The sequence below is a fragment of the Bacteroides sp. NSJ-39 genome (assembly GCF_014287315.1).
In the GTDB taxonomy this organism is placed as follows: Bacteria; Bacteroidota; Bacteroidia; order Bacteroidales; family Bacteroidaceae; genus Bacteroides; species Bacteroides finegoldii.
Window position 1 is genome coordinate 58,691 of sequence record NZ_JACOOB010000018.1, and the last position, 20,619, is coordinate 79,309.

Annotated in this window: 19 protein-coding genes; 11 read left to right on the forward strand and 8 right to left on the reverse strand. The window is 42.7% G+C overall.

Annotation, left to right across the window (positions count from 1 at the left end; translation table 11 throughout):
- Window positions 1–29: 29 nt before the first annotated feature.
- Window positions 30–380 (reverse strand): translation initiation factor, encoded by a 351-nt coding sequence (locus tag H8S63_RS16625; protein ID WP_149923737.1) that lies wholly within the window; start codon window positions 378–380, stop codon window positions 30–32.
- Between the two features lie 165 nt (window positions 381–545).
- Here H8S63_RS16625 and H8S63_RS16630 point away from each other — a divergent pair, with 165 nt between their 5' ends.
- The 3 genes from H8S63_RS16630 to ispF are packed head-to-tail and all read left to right on the forward strand — an operon-like array spanning window position 546 to window position 2,306.
- Window positions 546–1,196: a redox-sensing transcriptional repressor Rex gene (locus H8S63_RS16630; protein ID WP_186927417.1), complete on the forward strand. Its 651-nt coding sequence runs from the start codon at window positions 546–548 to the stop codon at window positions 1,194–1,196.
- Window positions 1,196–1,810, forward strand: a complete 615-nt coding sequence (locus tag H8S63_RS16635; RefSeq protein ID WP_007749447.1) for a fumarylacetoacetate hydrolase family protein — start codon at window positions 1,196–1,198, stop codon at window positions 1,808–1,810. Before H8S63_RS16630 ends, H8S63_RS16635 begins: the two co-directional genes overlap by 1 nt.
- A 16-nt stretch (window positions 1,811–1,826) precedes the next feature.
- The gene (gene ispF, locus H8S63_RS16640) at window positions 1,827–2,306 is read left to right on the forward strand and encodes a 2-C-methyl-D-erythritol 2,4-cyclodiphosphate synthase (RefSeq protein WP_007749445.1); all 480 of its coding nucleotides are present in this window, start codon (window positions 1,827–1,829) and stop codon (window positions 2,304–2,306) included.
- Here ispF and H8S63_RS16645 read toward each other — a convergent pair.
- Entirely contained in the window at window positions 2,303–3,169 is an 867-nt protein-coding gene (locus tag H8S63_RS16645; protein ID WP_186927418.1) for a hypothetical protein, read from the reverse strand. The genes ispF and H8S63_RS16645 overlap by 4 nt on opposite strands.
- A 109-nt stretch (window positions 3,170–3,278) precedes the next feature.
- Here H8S63_RS16645 and mnmA point away from each other — a divergent pair, with 109 nt between their 5' ends.
- From mnmA to H8S63_RS16680, 7 genes are all read left to right on the forward strand, one after another.
- The gene (mnmA, locus tag H8S63_RS16650) at window positions 3,279–4,364 is read left to right on the forward strand and encodes a tRNA 2-thiouridine(34) synthase MnmA (RefSeq protein WP_186927419.1); all 1,086 of its coding nucleotides are present in this window, start codon (window positions 3,279–3,281) and stop codon (window positions 4,362–4,364) included.
- Between the two features lie 21 nt (window positions 4,365–4,385).
- The gene (locus H8S63_RS16655; protein ID WP_186927420.1) at window positions 4,386–5,753 is read left to right on the forward strand and encodes a S8 family serine peptidase; all 1,368 of its coding nucleotides are present in this window, start codon (window positions 4,386–4,388) and stop codon (window positions 5,751–5,753) included.
- Window positions 5,754–5,765: 12 nt separating this feature from the next.
- Complete coding sequence (xseA, locus tag H8S63_RS16660) at window positions 5,766–7,094, forward strand: exodeoxyribonuclease VII large subunit (RefSeq protein WP_370527611.1); 1,329 nt, start codon at window positions 5,766–5,768, stop codon at window positions 7,092–7,094.
- A 21-nt stretch (window positions 7,095–7,115) separates the two neighbouring features.
- Window positions 7,116–7,325 carry an exodeoxyribonuclease VII small subunit gene (gene xseB, locus H8S63_RS16665; RefSeq protein ID WP_007749434.1) on the forward strand — a complete coding sequence of 70 codons (210 nt, stop codon included), beginning with the start codon at window positions 7,116–7,118 and terminating at the stop codon, window positions 7,323–7,325.
- Between the two features lie 19 nt (window positions 7,326–7,344).
- Window positions 7,345–8,397: a branched-chain amino acid aminotransferase gene (locus H8S63_RS16670; RefSeq protein ID WP_262349395.1), complete on the forward strand. Its 1,053-nt coding sequence runs from the start codon at window positions 7,345–7,347 to the stop codon at window positions 8,395–8,397.
- Window positions 8,398–8,553: 156 nt separating this feature from the next.
- Window positions 8,554–9,312 carry a tRNA (guanosine(46)-N7)-methyltransferase TrmB gene (gene trmB / locus H8S63_RS16675; protein WP_186927422.1) on the forward strand — a complete coding sequence of 253 codons (759 nt, stop codon included), beginning with the start codon at window positions 8,554–8,556 and terminating at the stop codon, window positions 9,310–9,312.
- A 99-nt stretch (window positions 9,313–9,411) separates the two neighbouring features.
- The gene (locus H8S63_RS16680) at window positions 9,412–10,512 is read left to right on the forward strand and encodes an Mrp/NBP35 family ATP-binding protein (protein WP_022275737.1); all 1,101 of its coding nucleotides are present in this window, start codon (window positions 9,412–9,414) and stop codon (window positions 10,510–10,512) included.
- Between the two features lie 197 nt (window positions 10,513–10,709).
- Here H8S63_RS16680 and H8S63_RS16685 read toward each other — a convergent pair whose 3' ends face one another.
- Window positions 10,710–12,623: a TlpA disulfide reductase family protein gene (locus H8S63_RS16685; protein ID WP_186927423.1), complete on the reverse strand. Its 1,914-nt coding sequence runs from the start codon at window positions 12,621–12,623 to the stop codon at window positions 10,710–10,712.
- Window positions 12,624–13,011: 388 nt separating this feature from the next.
- Between H8S63_RS16685 and H8S63_RS16690 the strand changes: the two genes are divergently transcribed.
- Window positions 13,012–13,710, forward strand: coding sequence for a porin family protein (locus H8S63_RS16690; RefSeq protein WP_186927424.1), 699 nt, complete (start codon window positions 13,012–13,014; stop codon window positions 13,708–13,710).
- A gap of 251 nt (window positions 13,711–13,961) precedes the next feature.
- On the opposite strand, the gene H8S63_RS16695 is transcribed toward H8S63_RS16690, so the two are convergent.
- The 5 genes from H8S63_RS16695 to mdh all read right to left on the reverse strand — a co-directional run bounded on the left by H8S63_RS16695 (window position 13,962) and on the right by mdh (window position 20,134).
- Window positions 13,962–15,203 (reverse strand): ABC transporter permease, encoded by a 1,242-nt coding sequence (locus H8S63_RS16695; protein WP_186927425.1) that lies wholly within the window; start codon window positions 15,201–15,203, stop codon window positions 13,962–13,964.
- Window positions 15,204–16,385, reverse strand: coding sequence for an ABC transporter permease (locus H8S63_RS16700; RefSeq protein ID WP_186927426.1), 1,182 nt, complete (start codon window positions 16,383–16,385; stop codon window positions 15,204–15,206).
- Between the two features lie 2 nt (window positions 16,386–16,387).
- Window positions 16,388–17,380: an HlyD family secretion protein gene (locus H8S63_RS16705; RefSeq protein ID WP_186927427.1), complete on the reverse strand. Its 993-nt coding sequence runs from the start codon at window positions 17,378–17,380 to the stop codon at window positions 16,388–16,390.
- 89 nt (window positions 17,381–17,469) lie between these two features.
- Complete coding sequence (locus H8S63_RS16710; protein ID WP_186927428.1) at window positions 17,470–18,924, reverse strand: TolC family protein; 1,455 nt, start codon at window positions 18,922–18,924, stop codon at window positions 17,470–17,472.
- Between the two features lie 268 nt (window positions 18,925–19,192).
- A complete protein-coding gene (gene mdh, locus H8S63_RS16715; protein ID WP_007749415.1) occupies window positions 19,193–20,134 on the reverse strand; it encodes a malate dehydrogenase in 942 nt (313 codons plus the stop codon).
- Window positions 20,135–20,619: the final 485 nt, after the last annotated feature.

Consider the following 20,619-nt stretch of genomic DNA (forward strand, 5'->3'; position numbering starts at 1 on the left):
AAATTTCTAGTTACAAAATGCTATTTAGTTTAACCTCCTATACCTTTTGTTTTAGAGTATCCTTCTTTAATGAGCAGCTCTATGATTTTGGTTTTGAAATCTCCTTGTACCATAATCTCTCCGTCTTTAGCCGATCCGCCTACTCCGCATTTGCTTTTCAGTAGCTTACCCAGCTCTTTCAAGTCGTTTTCCGTACCTATAAATCCGGTAATTAATGTGACCACTTTACCGCACCGGTTCTTTTTGTCAATGGAAACTCGCAGGTTTTGTTTGTTTTTGTCGAGAGTAACTTGCTCTTCATCGTTGTCCATTTCATAGCCGAAGTCCGGATTCGTGGAATATACTACGTTTAATCTATCTTTCCAATCATTCTTTTTCATACTCGTCATATTTATTTCTTCTCAAAAGTATCAAACTTATGGAAAAGGGCAAAATTTGAGCCTGTTTTCCTTGTTTTGTTTAATCTCTATTAAGGTTTTCTGTTATAGGGTTGTCAGTCTCAAAAAATAATGTACTTTTGCAAAATACCAAATTTTGTAAGAAGTATGAGCACTTATATACGAAAAGAGGCGGATAAAGTGCCGGAGCCTACCTTGCGCAGACTTCCCTGGTATCTGTCCAATATAAAACTAATGAAAGAAAAAGGAGAGCAATATGTCTCCTCGACACAAATCTCTAAGGAAATAAATATTGACGCTTCTCAAATCGCCAAAGACTTGTCGTATGTGAACATATCGGGACGTACGAGAGTGGGCTATAATATTGATGCACTGATTGAGGTTTTGGAAAGCTTTCTTGGATTTACTAATATGCACAAAGCCTTTTTGTTTGGTGTAGGTAGTTTGGGAGGTGCGTTACTCCGCGACTCGGGTTTGCGTCATTTCGGCCTGGAAATCGTGGCGGCTTTTGATATCAATCCGGAATTGGTAGGGAAGGACTTAGGTGGAATTCCAATTTTCCATTCTGATGACTTTGAAGCAAAGATGAAGGAATATGATGTGAATATCGGTGTGTTGACAGTACCTATTAATATCGCTCAGGAAATTACAAATAAGATGGTAGACGGAGGAATAAAGGCAGTGTGGAACTTTACTCCTTTCCGTATTCGCGTGCCGGAAAATATTGTCGTACAGAACACTTCTCTTTATGCGCATCTGGCCGTTATGTTTAACCGATTGAATTTTAACGAGAAATAATGAAGATTATCGCAGTAGGAATGAACTACGCTCAGCATAATCAGGAGCTGGGACATACACAGGTAAATACGGAACCGGTCGTTTTTATGAAGCCGGACTCTGCCATTTTAAAGGACGGCAAGCCGTTTTTCATTCCCGACTTTTCTAACGAGATACATTATGAGACGGAATTGGTAGTCCGTATCAACCGTTTGGGGAAGAACATCGCTCCTCGTTTTGCTAACCGCTATTATGACGCCGTGACTGTGGGTATCGATTTTACTGCCCGTGATCTTCAGCGAAAATTCCGTGAACAGGGAAATCCTTGGGAACTTTGCAAAGGATTCGATTCTTCGGCGGCTATCGGAGATTTTGTTCCGGTAGACCGTTACAAGGATATCCGGCATTTGAACTTCAATCTGTTGATTGACGGTAAAGAAGTGCAAAAAGGGTGTACGGCGGATATGCTTTTCAAAGTGGATGACATCATAGCGTATGTCAGTCAATTTGTGACACTGAAAATAGGTGATTTGCTATTTACCGGTACACCTGCCGGTGTAGGTCCGGTCAGTATCGGACAACATTTGCAAGGATATCTGGAAGGGGAAAAACTATTGGACTTCTATGTCCGCTGATGGAGGAAGGTAAATTATGAGGATAAGAGTAGGCTTTGGTTTCGATGTGCACCAATTGGTTGAAGGACGTGAGCTGTGGCTTGGAGGCGTTCTTCTGGAACACACAAAAGGATTGCTGGGGCATTCGGACGCTGATGTGCTATTGCACGCCGTCTGTGATGCATTGCTGGGAGCTGCGAATATGCGTGACATCGGTTATCACTTTCCGGATACAGCGGGAGAATTTAAGAATATCGACAGCAAAATCCTTCTGAAAAAGACCGTAGAACTGATTGCTTCCAAGGGATATAAGGTCGGTAATATTGACGCGACTATCTGCGCCGAACGCCCGAAGCTGAAAGCGCATATTCCTTTGATGCAGGAGACAATGGCAAACGTGATGGGTATCGATGTTGATGATATTTCCATTAAAGCGACCACTACCGAGAAACTCGGATTTACTGGTCGGGAAGAAGGTATCTCGGCTTATGCCACAGTACTGATAGAAAAGGATTAAACTGTCGTGGTCATAACAAGTTTGACGTGACTGATACGGGTATACTTTGATCCGTAACTTTCGTATCGGCGTGACACCCGCGCAGATGCGACATAAATGATTTCTCCCGGTCGGTATTCATGTTCTATCCCGGATAGTGTGCATGAAACCGCACTGGGATTTTTTGACGGTATACTCATGATAACCAGGTTGCCGCTTGCATCGGCCAATGTCAGTACCTGCTTTACAAAAAATTGTGGTGCAGTACCATTTATTCTTGTCTTATACGGATCATCTTCCAATCGCACCCGTATGACTTTTAATCTGAGGTCCGTGAGTTTCTCCCCTAGTTCACCCAAATACCGGCTTACTGAATGTTTCTCTTTCGACTTCCTTTGCATGAGGTCTAAATGTACGGAGTGATAAGCTTGCGCTATCTTGACGAAACGTTCCTGTTTGGGGATTCTCGGTGTAAACTTATAGGCTATCCAACTCAAATAAGCCGGATCCACTTTCAATATCTCATGTAGGAAATGCCCCCGATACTTCCCGAAAAAGATAAGGTCGTCGCCATTGCTTTGCATTCTCTTTTCGTTGTAATCTACAAGAATCAGGCAGCGCCTTGAATAATAGAACATAGTACTTGCCATGCGGAGGGATTCGTTGATGTCCGGTGACAAATCATGTATGTAAAGGATGGATTGTTTTTCCGGTAGAGGAGAATAAAGCCATAACGAATAGTTGGGTTTACCCGGTCGGGGTAATACCACCAAGTAAACTCCCGCCTCTTTGAAAGAGGCCCTGCCTCGGTTGTATTCATTCAGTTTGGCATACAATAAGGCTTGCTCATTTTCGGAAATGCCCGGTAATCTTGGGTTAGCCATAATTGTTCTTGCTTTTGTATATCTCAAATATAAGGATTTTCTTCCGGAAAAGCAAGAATTCTCTTTGAAATCTTGTACATTTGTATCCATGTAACTTTTCAAGGATCAGATGAAAGAACGAAATAAGAGAGTGCTGGTGGGTATGAGTGGCGGTATAGACAGTACCGCTACCTGTCTTATGCTGCAAGAACAAGGATACGAAATAGTGGGAGTCACTATGCGTGTGTGGGGAGATGAGCCGCAGGATGCCAGAGAGTTGGCTGTCAGGATGGGCATTGAACATTATGTGGCGGATGAACGTATACCTTTTAAAGAGACTATTGTAAAAAACTTCATAGACGAATATAAGCAGGGACGTACACCGAATCCTTGTGTGATGTGCAATCCGTTGTTTAAGTTCCGTGTGTTGACGGAATGGGCGGACAAGTTGGATTGTGATTGGATTGCTACCGGACATTATTCACGGCTGGAAGAGAAAAACGGGCATATTTATATCATAGCTGGAGACGATGATAAAAAAGATCAGTCTTATTTTCTTTGGAGGTTGGGACAGGATGTGCTGCGGCGTTGTATCTTTCCGTTGGGGGATTATACGAAAATAAAAGTGCGTGAATACCTGGCTGAGAAAGGATATGAGGCTAAATCGAAGGAGGGGGAGAGCATGGAAGTATGTTTCATTAAAGGAGATTACCGCGACTTTCTCCGCGAACAGTGCCCGGAATTGGATAGCGAGATCGGGCCGGGATGGTTTGTCAACTCCGAAGGTGTAAAGCTGGGGCAGCACAAAGGGGCGCCTTATTATACTATAGGTCAGAGGAAAGGACTGGAAATCGCGCTTGGAAAGCCTGCTTATGTATTGAAAATCAATCCTCAGAAGAATACGGTAATGCTTGGCGATGCGGAGCAGTTGAAGACGGATTATATGTTGGCGGAGCAGGATAAGATTGTGGACGAACAAGAACTGTTTCAGTGTGAGAACCTGACAGTACGGATTCGCTATCGCAGTCGTCCGTTGGCCTGTCGGGTGAGACGTCTTGAAGACGGGCGTTTGCTTGTCCGTTTTCTTGAAACGGCTTCGGCTATAGCTCCCGGACAATCGGCTGTTTTTTATGATGGAAAGCGAGTGTTGGGAGGAGCCTTCATTGCTTCACAGCGTGGAATAGGTCTGGTGATTCTGGAAAACGAAGGATTTTAATTGATAAAATAAAGATAACTGATGAAGAAGTTCATACTATTGATTCTTACTTTAACTGTGTGCTTGGGTGGATTCGCCCAATTTACTCCCGGAGATACCTTGAAGTATCGTATCAGTCTGAAAGACAAGGCTGCTACCGATTATTCTTTGCAAAAGCCGGAAAAGTACTTATCCAAAAAGTCTATTGAACGGAGAAAGAAACAGGGTTTGAAGATTGATTCCACCGATTTGCCGGTATGTAAGAAATATGTAGACGCTATCCGTCGGAAAGGAGTTCACATACTTGTGACCGGAAAATGGGAGAATTTCGTTACTGTCTCTTGTAATGACAGTGTGTTGATAGATGAGATTACCCGGTTGCCTTTTGTGCGTTCTGCGGAAAGAGTATGGAAAGGTAATATGGAAAAAGCTACCCGAAGAGATTCGCTGATTAATAAGCCGCTGCGTACAGACAGCCTTTACGGTCCTGCGTGCACCCAGATTGAGATGAGCAAGGCGAACCTCCTTCATGATGCGGGTTTCAAGGGAAAAGGAATGATGATTGCGGTTATTGATGCGGGATTCCATAATGTAGATAAGATTGAAGCGATGAAGAATATCGATATTCAGGGTGTGCGTGACTTTGTAAACCCGGAGGCGGATATTTATGCGGAAAGCAGTCACGGTATGTCTGTCCTTTCCTGTATGGCGATGAATCAGCCGAATGTCATGATCGGTACGGCTCCCGAGGCTTCTTATTGGTTATTGCGCAGTGAGGATGAGTATTCGGAGAACTTAGTGGAACAGGACTATTGGGCGGCAGCTATCGAGTTTGCCGATAGTGTAGGTGTGGATTTGGTGAATACATCACTCGGATATTATTCCTTTGATGATCCGACAAAGAATTATAGGTACCGTGATCTGAACGGACATTATGCGTTGATGTCACGTGAGGCTTCCCATGCGGCCGATAAAGGAATGGTCGTTGTTTGCAGTGCCGGAAACTCCGGTGCGGGTTCGTGGAAGAAGATTACCCCTCCGGGAGATGCGGAAAATGTGATCACTGTAGGCGCCATTAATAAAAGAGGTGAGTTGGCTCCGTTTTCTTCCATAGGAAATACAGCGGACGGACGGGTGAAACCTGATGTGGTGGCTGTCGGTCTGGGATCGGATGTGATGGGAACGAATGGCAATCTTAGCCGTGCCAACGGTACGTCTTTCTCTTCTCCAATTATGTGTGGGATGGTGGCCTGTCTGTGGCAGGCTTGTCCGAAGCTGACGGCAAAAGAGATAATCGAACTTGTTCGCCGTTCGGGTGACAGAGCCGGTTTCCCCGACAATATTTATGGCTATGGCATACCCGACTTATGGAAGGCTTATCTAGACTCCTCCTCTAAGGAAAAGAAATAAGATGGCTGCTGTATGATAAACACTATGAATCAGTCGAAACGGTCAGCCCCCTTCTCTTCGGGGGAGGGTGGAGAAAGACTTTCTCTTTTGGAACTGAATGCGCTTGTCCGCCGTAGTCTGGAGCAATGCCTGCCTGATGAATATTGGATACAGGCTGAGCTGAGCGATGTCCGTTCCAATACGACAGGCCATTGCTATCTGGAATTTGTGCAGAAAGATCCTCGCAGCAATAGTCTTATTGCTAAAGCACGCGGTATGATTTGGAATACTATTTATCGTTTGCTGAAACCCTATTTCGAGGAAACGACCGGGCAACCGTTTACATCCGGCATTAAAGTGTTGGTGAAAGTGACCGTCCAGTTTCACGAACTTTACGGTTACAGTCTGACCGTGCTCGATATTGATCCTGCCTATACATTGGGAGATATGGCCCGTCGTCGCCGGGAAATACTGTTGCAGTTGGAGGAAGAAGGAGTACTGACCTTGAACAAGGAATTGGAAATGCCTCAGCTTCCTCAACGTATTGCGGTCATCTCTTCCGCTACTGCAGCCGGATACGGTGATTTTTGTCATCAGTTGCAGCACAATCCCGGAGGGTTCTTCTTTTACACAGAACTGTTTCCTGCATTGATGCAGGGGAATCAGGTGGAAGAATCTGTGTTGGCTGCATTAGACCGCGTCAATGCCCGTATTGATGATTTTGATGTGGTGGTCATCATTCGTGGCGGAGGGGCTACTTCCGATTTGTCCGGCTTCGATACTTACCTGTTAGCTGCTGCATGTGCGCAGTTCCCGCTTCCTATCATTACTGGAATTGGTCATGAACGAGACGATACAGTGCTTGATTCGGTAGCTCATACCCGGGTGAAAACTCCTACGGCTGCGGCGGAACTTTTGATTCATCGGGTTGCGGAAGTGGCGGACCGTCTGGAAGATTTGTCTGTTCGCATTCGGCAAGGAGCATATATGCTGTTGGAGCGGGAGCGGAGAAGATTGGATACACTGCAGGCTCGTATCCCGAACCTTGTACAGCGGAAACTGACAGAGGCGCGTTTTGCCTTGCTGACAGCCCGAAAGGATCTGTTGCAAGCCACAATGGCGTTATTGTCCCGCCAGCGTCACCGATTGGAACTTTTGCAACAACGCATTGCCGATGCTTCTCCTGATAAATTGTTAAGTCGTGGATACAGCATCACGCTGAAAGATGGGAAGGCGGTAACGGACGCATCCTCATTGAAGTCGGGAGACAGATTGGTCACCCGGTTCTCGAAAGGGGAGGCGCAATCTGTGGTAGAGCAAAGCCGTCTTATCGGAACTGATAAAAGAAACAAATCTCATTAACTCTTAATAAATATAACGATCGTGGCAGCAAAAAAAGAAACCTATCTTCAAGCAATGGAACGTCTCGAGAAGATTGTTCGCCAGATAGACAATAATGAATTGGATATTGACATCTTGGGTGAGAAAATCAAAGAAGCCAATGAAATAATAGCTTTCTGCACCGAAAAACTGACGAAAGCAGATAAGGAAGTCGAAAAATTATTGCAAGAAAAGCGGCAATCTGAAGAATAAAAGCTATTTTTGCGAATCAATACATAAGAAAAATAAACTAATACGTTACAATATGAAAGAAATAGACTGGGCGAATCTGTCGTTTGGCTACATGAAGACAGACTACAATGTGAGAATTAATTTCCGCAATGGAGCATGGGGAGAACTGGAAGTGAGCAGTGACGAACATCTGAATCTGCACATGGCAGCTACGTGCTTGCATTATGGTCAGGAAGCGTTTGAAGGATTGAAAGCTTTTCGTGGGAAAGACGGTAAAGTGCGTATTTTCCGTTTGGAAGAGAATGCAGCCCGTCTGCAATCTACTTGTCAGGGAATCCTGATGGCTGAACTTCCGACTGAACGTTTCAAGGAAGCTATTCTGAAAGTGGTGAAACTGAATGAACGTTTCATTCCTCCATACGAGACAGGTGCTTCTCTTTACATTCGTCCGTTGCTGATCGGAACAAGTGCTCAAGTGGGGGTGCATCCGGCAAATGAATATATGTTTGTCGTATTTGTGACTCCGGTAGGTCCGTACTTCAAGGGTGGTTTCTCTACCAATCCGTACGTTATCATTCGCGAATATGACCGCGCCGCTCCTCACGGAACTGGTATCTATAAAGTGGGTGGTAACTATGCCGCCAGTCTTCGTGCCAACAAAAAAGCGCATGACTTGGGTTATTCCTGCGAGTTCTATCTCGACGCAAAAGAAAAGAAGTATATCGATGAGTGTGGAGCTGCCAACTTCTTCGGTATCAAAAATAACACTTATATCACTCCGAAGTCAACTTCCATCCTCCCGTCTATCACGAACAAGAGTTTAATGCAGTTGGCGGAAGATATGGGTATCAAGGTTGAACGCCGCCCGATACCGGAAGAAGAACTGGAGACTTTTGAAGAAGCCGGTGCTTGCGGAACTGCGGCAGTAATCAGCCCGATTCAGCGTATCGATGATTTGGAGAATGGAAAATCATACGTTATCTCTAAAGACGGAAAGCCGGGACCGATTTGTACGAAGCTGTACAATAAGTTGCGTGGTATCCAATATGGTGACGAACCGGATACACACGGATGGGTGACAATCGTAGAATAATACAGATTTCACCACAGATTACACGGATTAACACAGATTATTTCTTCTTTTTAATCTGTGTTAATCCGTGTAATCTGTAGTGAAAATAATCCTCTTCTTTTTTCTTTTTGCCGATTACGTCAAAATCAGTACCTTTGCAGCCTAATCAGGATTGATATGGGTAAGAACAAATTAGAAAAGTTTGCCGATATGGCAAGTTATCCGCACGTCTTCGAGTATCCTTATTCGGCGATAGATAACGTGCCTTTCGATATGAAGGGAAAATGGCATGAGGAGTTTTTCAAAAACGATCATCCTATTGTACTCGAACTAGGCTGCGGACGTGGTGAGTACACGGTCGGTTTGGGAAAGATGTTTCCCGAGAAGAATTTTATAGCGGTCGATATCAAAGGAGCCCGTATGTGGACCGGAGCTACGGAGTCATTGCAGGCGGGAATGAAGAATGTGGCTTTCCTGCGTACCAATATTGAGATTATCGAACGCTTCTTTGCTGAGGGTGAGGTGAGCGAAATATGGCTTACTTTCTCTGATCCGCAGATGAAGAAAGCGACGAAACGGCTGACCTCCACTTACTTTATGGAAAGATACCGCAAGTTCTTGCGGCCGGACGGCATTATCCACCTGAAGACGGACAGCAATTTCATGTTCACTTATACAAAATACATGATAGAGGCGAACCGGTTTCCAGTAGATTTTATGACCGAAGATTTATATCACTCGGAATTGGTGGATGATATTCTCGGTATCAAGACCTATTATGAACAACAATGGCTCGATCGTGGTTTAAACATCAAGTATATCAAATTCCGTCTTCCACAGGAAGGGAAGTTGCAAGAGCCGGATGTGGAAATAGAACTTGATTCTTATCGCAGTTATAACCGCAGCAAGCGTAGCGGACTAAATACAAGTAAATAGAACTGCATAAATATGGATCGGACCTACGCATCTCCTCCTATCACTCAAGGAGCCTGCGCATCTCCCTCTTTAATTTTTAATATTTAATTTTTAATTGACATGACTCTTTATCCTAAATTAATATTGGATGCATTGGCAACGGTGCGCTATCCCGGTACGGGAAAGAATTTGGTAGAAGCGGAGATGGTTGCCGATAATCTCCGTATTGACGGTATGTCTGTCAGTTTTTCATTGATCTTTGAGAAACCGACCGATCCGTTTATGAAATCAATGGTGAAAGCTGCCGAGACGGCTATTCATACCTATGTGTCTCCGGATGTGCAGGTGACGATTGCGACAGAAAGTAAGCAAGCTCCCCGTCCGGAGGTGGGCAAGATGCTTCCTCAGGTAAAGAATATTATTGGTATCTCTTCCGGTAAAGGTGGAGTAGGCAAGTCCACCGTGTCAGCAAATCTGGCAGTTGCTTTGGCGAAATTGGGTTATAAGGTAGGTTTGCTCGATGCGGATATTTTCGGTCCTTCCATGCCGAAAATGTTCCAGGTGGAAGATGCGCGCCCGTATGCCGAGCGTATAGACGGTCGTGATCTGATTATTCCGGTAGAGAAATATGGAGTGAAATTATTGTCTATCGGTTTCTTTGTTGATCCGGATCAAGCTACTTTATGGCGTGGCGGGATGGCAAGCAATGCGTTAAAACAGTTGATAGGTGATGCGGCTTGGGGAGATTTGGATTATTTCCTGATAGACCTTCCTCCCGGAACCAGTGATATTCATCTGACCGTTGTTCAGACATTGGCTATGACAGGAGCGATTGTTGTCAGCACTCCGCAGGCAGTGGCTTTGGCAGATGCCCGTAAGGGAATCAATATGTTTACCAATGATAAGGTAAATGTACCTATCCTTGGCTTGGTTGAAAATATGGCTTGGTTTACTCCTGCCGAACTTCCCGAAAATAAATACTATATCTTCGGAAAAGAAGGCGCAAAGAAGCTGGCTGAAGAGATGAATGTTCCTTTGCTGGGACAGATTCCTATCGTGCAAAGCATCTGTGAAGGAGGAGATAATGGTACTCCTGTCGCATTGGATGAAGATTCCGTGACCGGACGTGCGTTCCTTTCCTTGGCAGCTAGTGTTGTCCGTCAGGTAGATCGTCGGAATGTGGAAATGGCTCCTACCAAGATTGTAGAGATGCATAAATAAGAGTTTGTAAAAGAACTGTATCGTAATGAATAATAAAACGCAGATTAACGCAAATTATCGTAGGGTATTTCAATTATATATTTATCAATAACTTGTAAAATTGCTTCTACGATATTTGCGTTAATCTGCGTTTCGTTTATTCATTATGACAATCCTCTTCTAGATACTTCAAACCCCCTTTCATACCATATTCGGAACTATTTACTCAAAGTTTTCAGTAACTGCTTTTTCATCGTTTCCACTCCCGGAAATCCTGTCTTCTTATAAGTGATATTGCCCTCAGAATCAATGATAAAATAGGTAGGGACTCCCTCTATGTTAAGGTTGGACATCAGAAAATTCCATTGTTCGTTGGTTACCCGGAAATGCTCACCGTGAATATCGGAAATCATATTTTCCCATGTTCCTTTGGGAGACGTTTCGCCTGTGATGTAAAGATAGATAATGTCTTTCTCTTTCAATTCCTCTTTCATCGGGGCGATTGCTTTATTGGCCATTCGGCAAGGACCGCACCAGGTTGCCCAAATATCAACCAGTAAAGTGTGTCCGCGAAACTTGGAAGGGATGGATGGGAACAAATCTTCATTGGAGATTTCTCCCGCTTCATTGATAGTAAATCCACTCTTCCTTTTGTTCAATTCTATTTTCTTTATTGTTTCTTTGTTCGTTTGAGTAAGCATTTCGGTATACACCGGAGAAGACAACTTCTTTATTTCTATCTCCTGATCTGCTGTCAATGGAATGAAATCTTTGATAGAATGGTACAGTTCGTTGAATCTTATATAATCAAATAATGGCCCTTGATTCGTTCCTAACGTTTCTTTAAGTATTTCCCGATAGCTCGGCATAAAACTGATCAGATAGATTGTTGATGCATACTGCCTGCTGTATAACGCTTTGAGGGTATTGATGGAAGTAAATTCCTTTAATATGTCATAGTATCCTTCGGGAATATCAATATGCGTATTGGAAAAATATTCGTTTGCTTTTTCTCTGGTCAACTTATTTACAGCAATATAAGCAGATTTTAGCTCTCTGTCCGTCATAGCGATTTTCCCGGTTGCTGCGAGATCTACCTGTATGTTTAATAGTTCTTTGCACGCATTGCTATAGGAAGATTGTTCTATCGCTTTCCGGATGGATGGAAGACGTTCCAGTACGTAGGCTTTATATTCATCTGCGCTTTTCCCTGCAATGGCGTTGTACATATCCATGTAGAAAACACTTTTTAATGTGATATCAATATCTACCGAAGCCAGTTCTTGTTGCAAGCTGGCCAGATATCCGTTGAAGTATACAGGTTCTCCGAATGTTTTATCCTTCTTTTGCAGATGTGTCTGCCTACGGCAAAGTTCTTTTGTGTTGATAATGAGAGATGTTTCTTCATTGGGGGCTATCAGGCATTCCACCCAGCCGAAAGGAAGCTCCAATGCGACGCTTGTGACGGACGTTACTTTTACTTCTGCTTGAAAGCTGCCATCCTCCTCGATTTTTATAATATTCTGTTCGTTGTGGATATTCGATGCGGGACTTTCTATATGCATCCGCATCTGTTTCATCATATCTTTCTGATAATCGAGGATTTTCCCTTTCAAAGTAGCGGTAGCATAAGCTAACTTAGGGGTGGGTAATGCCGCTTTTTTGTTTATTTTGTGCTTAACCGCTTCTTTAGGAAGTTTTTGCTTGTAAAATGCGTTTCTGTCCAGTTGTATTCCCCATATCTTGTACGCTCCGTCAAAATCTCCTTCCGAGAAATCAAGACTAGTTACATTTTGAGGAATGGGAGGAAACAATAATTGGAATTCGGCTTCTCCTGATTCCGGCATCCAGAATTCTTTGTCCAATGTGATTCCAACTCCCTTGCGGATAGGGTAAAGCATTCCGTTATTGTCTCTCAGAAAACTGCCTGTCGCAATTTTTATCCAATATTTAGGGCGATAATAAGCTTTAATGTATAGGGTGGTAACTGTATCTCCCATAACAATTTTATCAATCTCAATGCTATTGGAACTCCAGGCTAGAAAAGGAGGACGTTCAATCACTCTGTCTTGGGCTTGTACACCGTAAACGGTGCAAAGTAGCAAGCCGATAATCCATGCGAAACTTCTCATATCTATATAATGTTTCTTATATAACGAACAAATATAAGAATATTCTTGTGACTACCCGTTGGTTTATAATAAAATATGTGTGTTTGTTACAAGAATGTTTCAATGATATTATTTTACCCAAAATATTAAGAACGAAAAATGACAGGATAAACACTATTTTTGCCTAAATAGTCACACTTTAATAACATTTATGCAAAAAATAGTTGTTCTAGGATTTTTTTATATAAAATAAATGAAATATATTTGCGGGTACGAAACAGACGTTAAATATGAAACGGTGTGTCTTGATACTCTAACAAAGTTCAGGAAATTCCCCACACTAGAGATACAAAACTATTAATAATGCTGACCAAAGGGAAAGAGGGAGGCGAATTAAAAAATAAATGATATGAAAAAAGGTTTGATTTTTGTGCTATTTGCACTTGTTTCTATCGTTTCTTATTCTCAACTTTCTTGGAATGCCAAAGTTGGTATGAACATGAGTAATCTTACTGGTGATGCTATGGAAGATAGTAAAATGAAAATAGGTTTTAATGTTGGTGTTGGTGCAGAATACCAGTTTACAGAAATGTGGTCTATTCAACCATCATTGATGTTTACTACTAAAGGTGCTAAAGCAGAAGAGACTGACGATTTAGGATTTGGTGATATAACAGCTAAGGGTAAATATAATCCAATGTATATTGAAATTCCTGTGATGGCTGCTGCTCGTTTTGCTATTGCTGATAATCAGAATGTAGTAGTGAAAGCAGGTCCATACTTTGCGTTTGGTATTGGGGGAAAGGTGAAATATGATTTTTCCGGTGAAGGATATGATGTATTGAAAGATTATGCAGCTTCAGCAGGGATATCTGTAGATGAGGAGTTGGCAGATGCAGGTTATGGTGAGCAAGATATTTTTAAAGATGAAGAAGATGGTGGCTTTGGTGCCAAGAGATTTGATTTTGGTATTGGTGTGGGTGTCGCTTATGAAATCAATAAATTCTTTATTGATTTGACAGGAGAATTTGGCTTGACTAAGCTTGGTGATGGTGACGGTGCTCCGAAGAACATGAACTTCTCTATCGGTGTAGGTTATAAATTCTAATTAGGATTATACTCTCTTTATAATATCTCTTTAAAATCCCCCGTTCTATACTCTTTGGAACGGGGGATTTTTATATTATAGTGTTTGGTATATTTCTTACTATATGATATTGGGACGAGTTATACATTCTGCCTCATTTATCTGTAAGAACTACTTGTCTGACACCCGGATCTCGAACATACTGACACCCGGGGCTTAGGTTGCATGACACCCGAGTGTCATGCAACCTAATATCCTATATCAAAAATGAATTAATGTAGGGCCTTCTCTTTTAATTCTTTATATCTCTCTATCGTATGTTTGCGACTCATAAGGATTTGCCAGCGATATACCCAACAGGTGGTAAGGAAGTAAATGCCTGCCTGTAGCCATAAAGCTTTATATTCAAAGGCTACTTCGCTTAGAGTAGCTCCCATATTATTGATTTTCACGAAACCATTGATACCGAAAGTCGACGGGAAGATGTAAGATACATACTTCCAAAAGGGAGGTATGGCGACTCCCGGCCATGAAATTCCGGAGATAAATAATAAAGGGACAGATGTAAATACAAAAATCAGCATACACGTTTCCCGGTTGCGGATGGCGATAGAGGCAGTCATTGCAAAGAATATGCAGGCGGCTAAATAAGGGACAACAAATAACACTAATGAGTCCGGTTGTCCTATTTGGTTGAGGCTGAATATTCTTGGGACAATATACAGTACATAAAAAGCTACCAATATATAAATCAAGAAGTAGCTCAGACCTTTTCCGAGTACAATCCGTAAAGTACCGTTGTAATGCCGGTTGATGGGAACAAGGTCTTTGAAACGGTTGTTTTCTCGGGCAGTACCGGCAGCCAAGCCGATACCGAGCAATAAGGTTTGCTGAATGATTAACACCAGTACGGCAGGAATCAGAAAAGCTGCGAATCCGGCAGTAGGATTGAATATGGAAATTTCCTCATACTCTATCGGATAAGCGGTGATTTCATCCTGACGGTCAGTAGTATTGCCACTACGTGCAATTTTGATATCCTGATTCATATCCAATGAAACGGCTGTATTGGCTATGAGCATGGATTTATAATAAAGTAATCCGCTCATATCACAATAAATGCTGACTTGCGTCTGTTTTCCTTTGGCTATATTATCACTAAAGTCAGAGGGGATATAGATAATACCATACGCAAGTCGGTTTTTCAACATCTGCTTGGCTTCCTCCATATCGGCACAGTATGAAACAATCTGGATATCGGGCGTAGCGTCTACTTTGCGCAGGTATTCGCGGCTGAGAGATGAATGAGAGTCATCCACAACGACAGCGGGGACCTCACGCACAACTTCATTATCGTAAATGAAACTGTATAATAGCGGATAACCCAATGGAACGAGTATAAAGAATATCAGTACCCCCTGGTCGCGGAAAGTTGTCTGAAACTCCCGTTTCCAGATATAAAACAGGTCATTGATACCTTGTACTATCTTATCTTTTAATTTTATATCTTTCATTTAGGGAATATATTTATAATAAACAAGTGCTTCTTTTAAGCGGTGAACTACCAGAAAAGGAAGCAGCATGAATATCAGTAATGCCATATAGTTACTCCAAGAATAAGCCATGCTGTACCCATTGAGCGCTTGATCTACATAAATAAGGAAGTAGTGACGCAACGGAAACAGATTGCTCAAAGCTTGTAAAACAGGATGCATCGCCATTACCGGAAATGAAAAGCCGGAGATGGAGAATGATATAACTCCCCATAAGGAAGCGAAACTCAGTCCAAGCCGCAAAGTCGGTAAGGTTCCTATCATGACAACACCGCAACATTGTGAGGCGAGAACGAGACAGAGTGTTGCGAATATCATCGGAAGAATACCGCTATTGCAAGGAAAATGCAGGAAACCATACAGATATACATTATAGAATATGCCCATAATAAAAAAGATAACCGTATGGGGCAGTAGTTTTCCTGCCAATGCAATATAAATCGAGTTATTGCTCATACGTAACCATTCACGTGCGGTACGGTCCTTGATTTCCACACCGATTGAATAGACGGTAACCATGAATATAAGCAACATAAGTACTCCCGGTATCAATGTGTTGCACAGATATACCGAATAGTTCAGCCACGGATTGTTCAGAGGATGCGTATCAATCACAATAGGTTGCAGAAATCCCATCGCCTGGCCTTCCGTTGCCCCTTTGGCATATAAAGCGGTTCGTGCGGCGGCACCGGAGGTGAGTTCCCCCATCATTTTCATGTCTCTGAAAAGCAAGGAGCCGGCAATCAGATAAGAATAATTGGTGTAGAAAGAAATCTTAGGTTGCCGCTGGCTTTGCGCTTCTGCGGATAATCCCTTCGGGATGTAGAAAAATCCATAGATTTTCCCTTCCTGTACAGCAATTCGCGCATCCGTCACATTACTGTAATGCGCTATGACACCCGTCTGTGAGAAGGCATCCAGATTGCGCACGATGTTGCGGGAAGTCGATGAGTCGTCCATATCCACTACGCCGGCCGGAAGATTCTGCGGAAGTCCCGAGTCCATTAATGTAGTGAAGAAGATATAGCAGAATAGTGGAGCGATAACCATGCAAAAAAGGTAGAGCGGACGTGAAACCAACCGCCGGCACTCTCTTTGCATGACCTGCCACAGGGCCATATATTTCTTTTTTCTCTCTCTCATGATTACTTGTCAATGATGACAGACATACCCGGACGGAGGTTTTCTACTTTTTCCATAGGGGAAGCTTTCACCTCAAATGTTTTCAAGTCAAACTGTCCGGTTGTTTTAGTTGCTTTCCAAGCGGCATAACTTCCTAGATCTTTCAGATAATATACTTTGAGTTTGATTGTTTTATTATCCAGAGCGGGTACGATTGCCTCAAACTCGGCTCCCATAGTCAAATCTTTGAGGAGGTCTTCGCGCACATTAAATGTTACCCACATATCGTTCAGTTCGGCTATGTTCATGATTGGCGCTCCTGTACCCACTAATTCACCGACTTTCGGGAATATTTCAGAAACCTCTCCGGCGGCAGGTGCTATAAGATAGGTTTCCTTGATATACGATTCCACTTCGGCAACAGCACCTTTTGCCCGGTTCACCAAAGCCTCCGCAGCCATTTTGTCCTCACGTTCGGCTCCGTTCTTAGCCATTGTATATTGAGCTTTGGCGGCTTTCTCGGTTGCGATGGCAGCGTCACGCTGTGCGGTTACCTCATCCAACTTTTGTGCGGGCATAACTCCTTGCTCATGCAGGTTTTTGATTCTTTGGTATGATTTCTCGGCAATAGTAACACCTGCCTGTGCTTTTTGCCACATCTCGTAAGCAGCTTGGATTTGTTCCTTGCGGGCTCCTTTGATTGCTTTCTCATTCTGTGCTTGCGCAGCGGCTTCGGCTGCACGCGCCTGTTCCATTTTTGCCATGACGTCAGGAGCTTCTAAAATAGCCAGTGTATCACCGGCATTTACGCTTTGACCTTCTTTCACGCGAAATTCCAGAATACGCCCCGGAACTTTGCTTGAAACGCGGTACTCGGTAACCTCTGCCTGCCCTTGTATGATCTCAGGACCTTTGCGAAGCATGAAAAAACCAACTACTGCAACGATTGCAATAACTCCGAGTAAAGTAAGAAAAGCCAGCAGCATATTGCTGTTTTGTGATTTTGTAGTTACCATATTATAATGAATTACTAAATTACTATTTATAAATTACCAGATAATGAGTTTTACTCCCAACTCTCCATCCTCCACTTTTTACTCTCCACTTATTGAAGAGTTCCTAATGATTTCTTCAGATAAATCTCAGTCAGTTTCACGTCTATTTGTGCGTCGATCTTTTCAGATTGGGCGGATAGCCAGGCGGTTTGCGCTTCGAGAACGTTGCTGGTGGCAATTACGCCTTCTCTGAATCCAAGTGTCGCGTAACGGAGGTTTTCTTCTGCTTTTTCCATATTTTTGGAAGCCATAACCAACTTCTTACCTGCTTCATTCACTTTGAATGCTGCTTGATTGACTTGCAACTCTATTTTTTCTCGTGCATCTTGAAGCTGATACTGGGCGATGCGTGCTTCGGCCTTGGCAGCTTTTGTTTTATAGATACCTTCTCCCCAATGCCATATAGGAAGCTGCACCATGACACCTACGTTCCACATACCTTTGAATTTATTCTCAAAACTGTTGAAGACGGAAGGGTTGGTGACCATGTAGTTTCCCATCAATGCGATAGACGGAAGATGTTCGGCGCGGGTTACGTTGACTTTCTGCTTATAGATTTGTGTCGCCAGTTCAAGACTGCGTATCTCCGGACGGTTTTCGTATGCAGTGGACAGATCGAAATGAGTATCTGTCGGAATTAATGGAATATTCTCCATATTTTCATCCGCCAGCGTGATGGGTGAACTCAGATCGAGACCGCATAGTTGACACAACAACATTCGGGCAAGGCTCAATCCGTCTTCCACTTTAGTTAGTGTCATTTCCGCTTCATTGACTTTGACGCGTACGGAAAGACCGTCCGCTTTGGTCGCTACTCCCTCGGCGATCATCTTCTCAACGTCGCTATCCAGTTGTTGCAGAAGTTTTAAGTAACCTTCTGCCAATTTTTTCTTATTGACCAGTGAGATTACCTGCCAATAGGCTTGGTCGGTGCTCATGATAACCTCCTGCATACCACCATTATGTTGTTGGCGTGCCAACTCTTCAGCGTACTTTGTTATTTTATTATAAGCACGGATTTTACCGCCCATATATAAAGGCTGAGTTAATGTGATGGCTCCGGCATATACATTTCTGGTGTCTGTACGAAGCGCGTCCACCAAAGAATTGCCTGCCTGGTCGAGGGCTGCCGGTAAACTCCCGCTTAATGAGGATATGAGTGGAGCCAGTTCGGGATAAGTTGCTATAATTCCGGCTGCGGCTTGCCCGATGGGACCTGCCAGATTACTTCCCAATCCGGAGAGTGCCGCTTTCTGATCGTTGTTCAATAGAGAGAATTCTTTTTGATTTCTCATGTAAGCTCCGGTTGCCGAAAAGTTGGGTAAGTAGTTGGTGAATGCCGCCTTTCGTTGGTAATGGGCTGCATTTATTTTTTCATGACTTATCAACAAATCTTTGTTGTTGGTAAGCGCTAATGCCCGGCAACTATCCAAGCTTAGTGAAGTTTGCGCTTTTACTATAAAAGTCAGGTGTAATAGGATTGTCAGGAGAAATAGTTTTTTCATCGCATCTTGCATATTAATAAGGTGATACTTCTATTTAAATAACCCTGTTTTTATGTAATTTGTTTATGGAAATAGTCTGTTTATTTGTACTTGTTGGCTTAAACAATAATTGCATAAACAACGATGCAAATGTATGTGCTTTCTATGAGAAAGCAAAAAGAATTAGCTTTTTTTAGAAATATAGCAAAATTAGTGATTCCGGTGAAAAGAAAAAGGCCGTTCTTCTGAAATGAAGAACAGCCTTTTAATATATAAATGTAAAAGGGGATTAAAGAGCACCTACTTCTTTCAAAGCAGCGTTTGTTTTGTGAACAGCAGCAGCACTGGCAGCAAATTTAGCTTTCTCGTCAGCGTTCAGGTCTAGTTCAACAATCTTTTCGATACCGTTTTTGCCAAGAATAACAGGAACACCGATACAGATATCTGATTCGCCGTATTCGCCTTCCAGGAATACAGAGCAAGGAATCATCTTCTTCTGGTTGTGGATGATGGATTCAACTACAAATGCTCCAGCTGCACCCGGTGCATACCATGCGGAGGTACCCAGCAATTTAGTCAGTGTAGCACCACCTACCATAGTAGCGGCGGCTACTTCGTTCAGTTTTTCTTCTGACAGGAAGTTGGTTACAGGCATACCTTTGTAAGTAGCGAAACGAGTCAACGGAATCATAGTAGTATCACCGTGACCACCGATAACCATACCTTCTACTTCGTTAGCATTGCATCCCAAAGCCTGAGCCAGGAAATATTTGAAGCGAGAGCTATCCAGAGCACCACCCATACCGATAATACGGTTTTTCGGCAAGCCTAAAGATTTCAATGACAAATAAGTCATTGTGTCCATCGGGTTAGAAATTACAACAAGGATAGCGTTTGGAGAATATTTCAAGATGTTCTGTGCTACCGATTTAACGATGCCAGCATTCACACCGATCAGTTCTTCACGAGTCATACCCGGTTTACGAGGAATACCTGAAGTAATCACAACAACGTCAGAATCAGCAGTCTGAGCATAGTCGTTAGTGCAGCCTACTATTGTAGTGTCGAAGCCCAGCAATTGAGCTGTCTGCATCATATCCATTGCTTTACCTTCTGAAACGCCTTCTTTAACGTCCAGCATTACTACTTCGTCTGCTACTTCATTAAAAGCAAGTACATTTGCACATGTAGCACCTACGTTACCTGCGCCTACTACGGTTACTTTTGACATAATACTATATATTTAAAAAGTTGATAATTTGTTTTATCTTTTAGCGCGACAAAATTACAACGATAATCCTGATTAAAGAAATTTTTCCGTAATAATTTTAGTTAAAGGTCAAAGTTCCCAATAATATAATAGGTATGATAATTTAATAATTGCTTGCCTATTCGGATTTACTTCGTTCGCTACTATTATTTCGTTCCACTATAGTGTTCCGCAAGAATAACTATAGTCTCCCTTGCGGATAACTATAGTGGAACGCAAAGGTAACTATAGTCAAACAGGGCAGACGCATTATATTTTTTACTATATTCTCCTTTGCTATTCCTTTGTTATATTATTGTTTATTAGTATATTACCATTTGTTTATGCCGATTGTTTTTCTTATCTTTATAAGATATATTAAAACATAAACTAACATGAAAATTGGCATAATTGACCTTTGTAAACAAATAGAAGATCCTAGGATGAACCGTAAAAAAGTACATAAA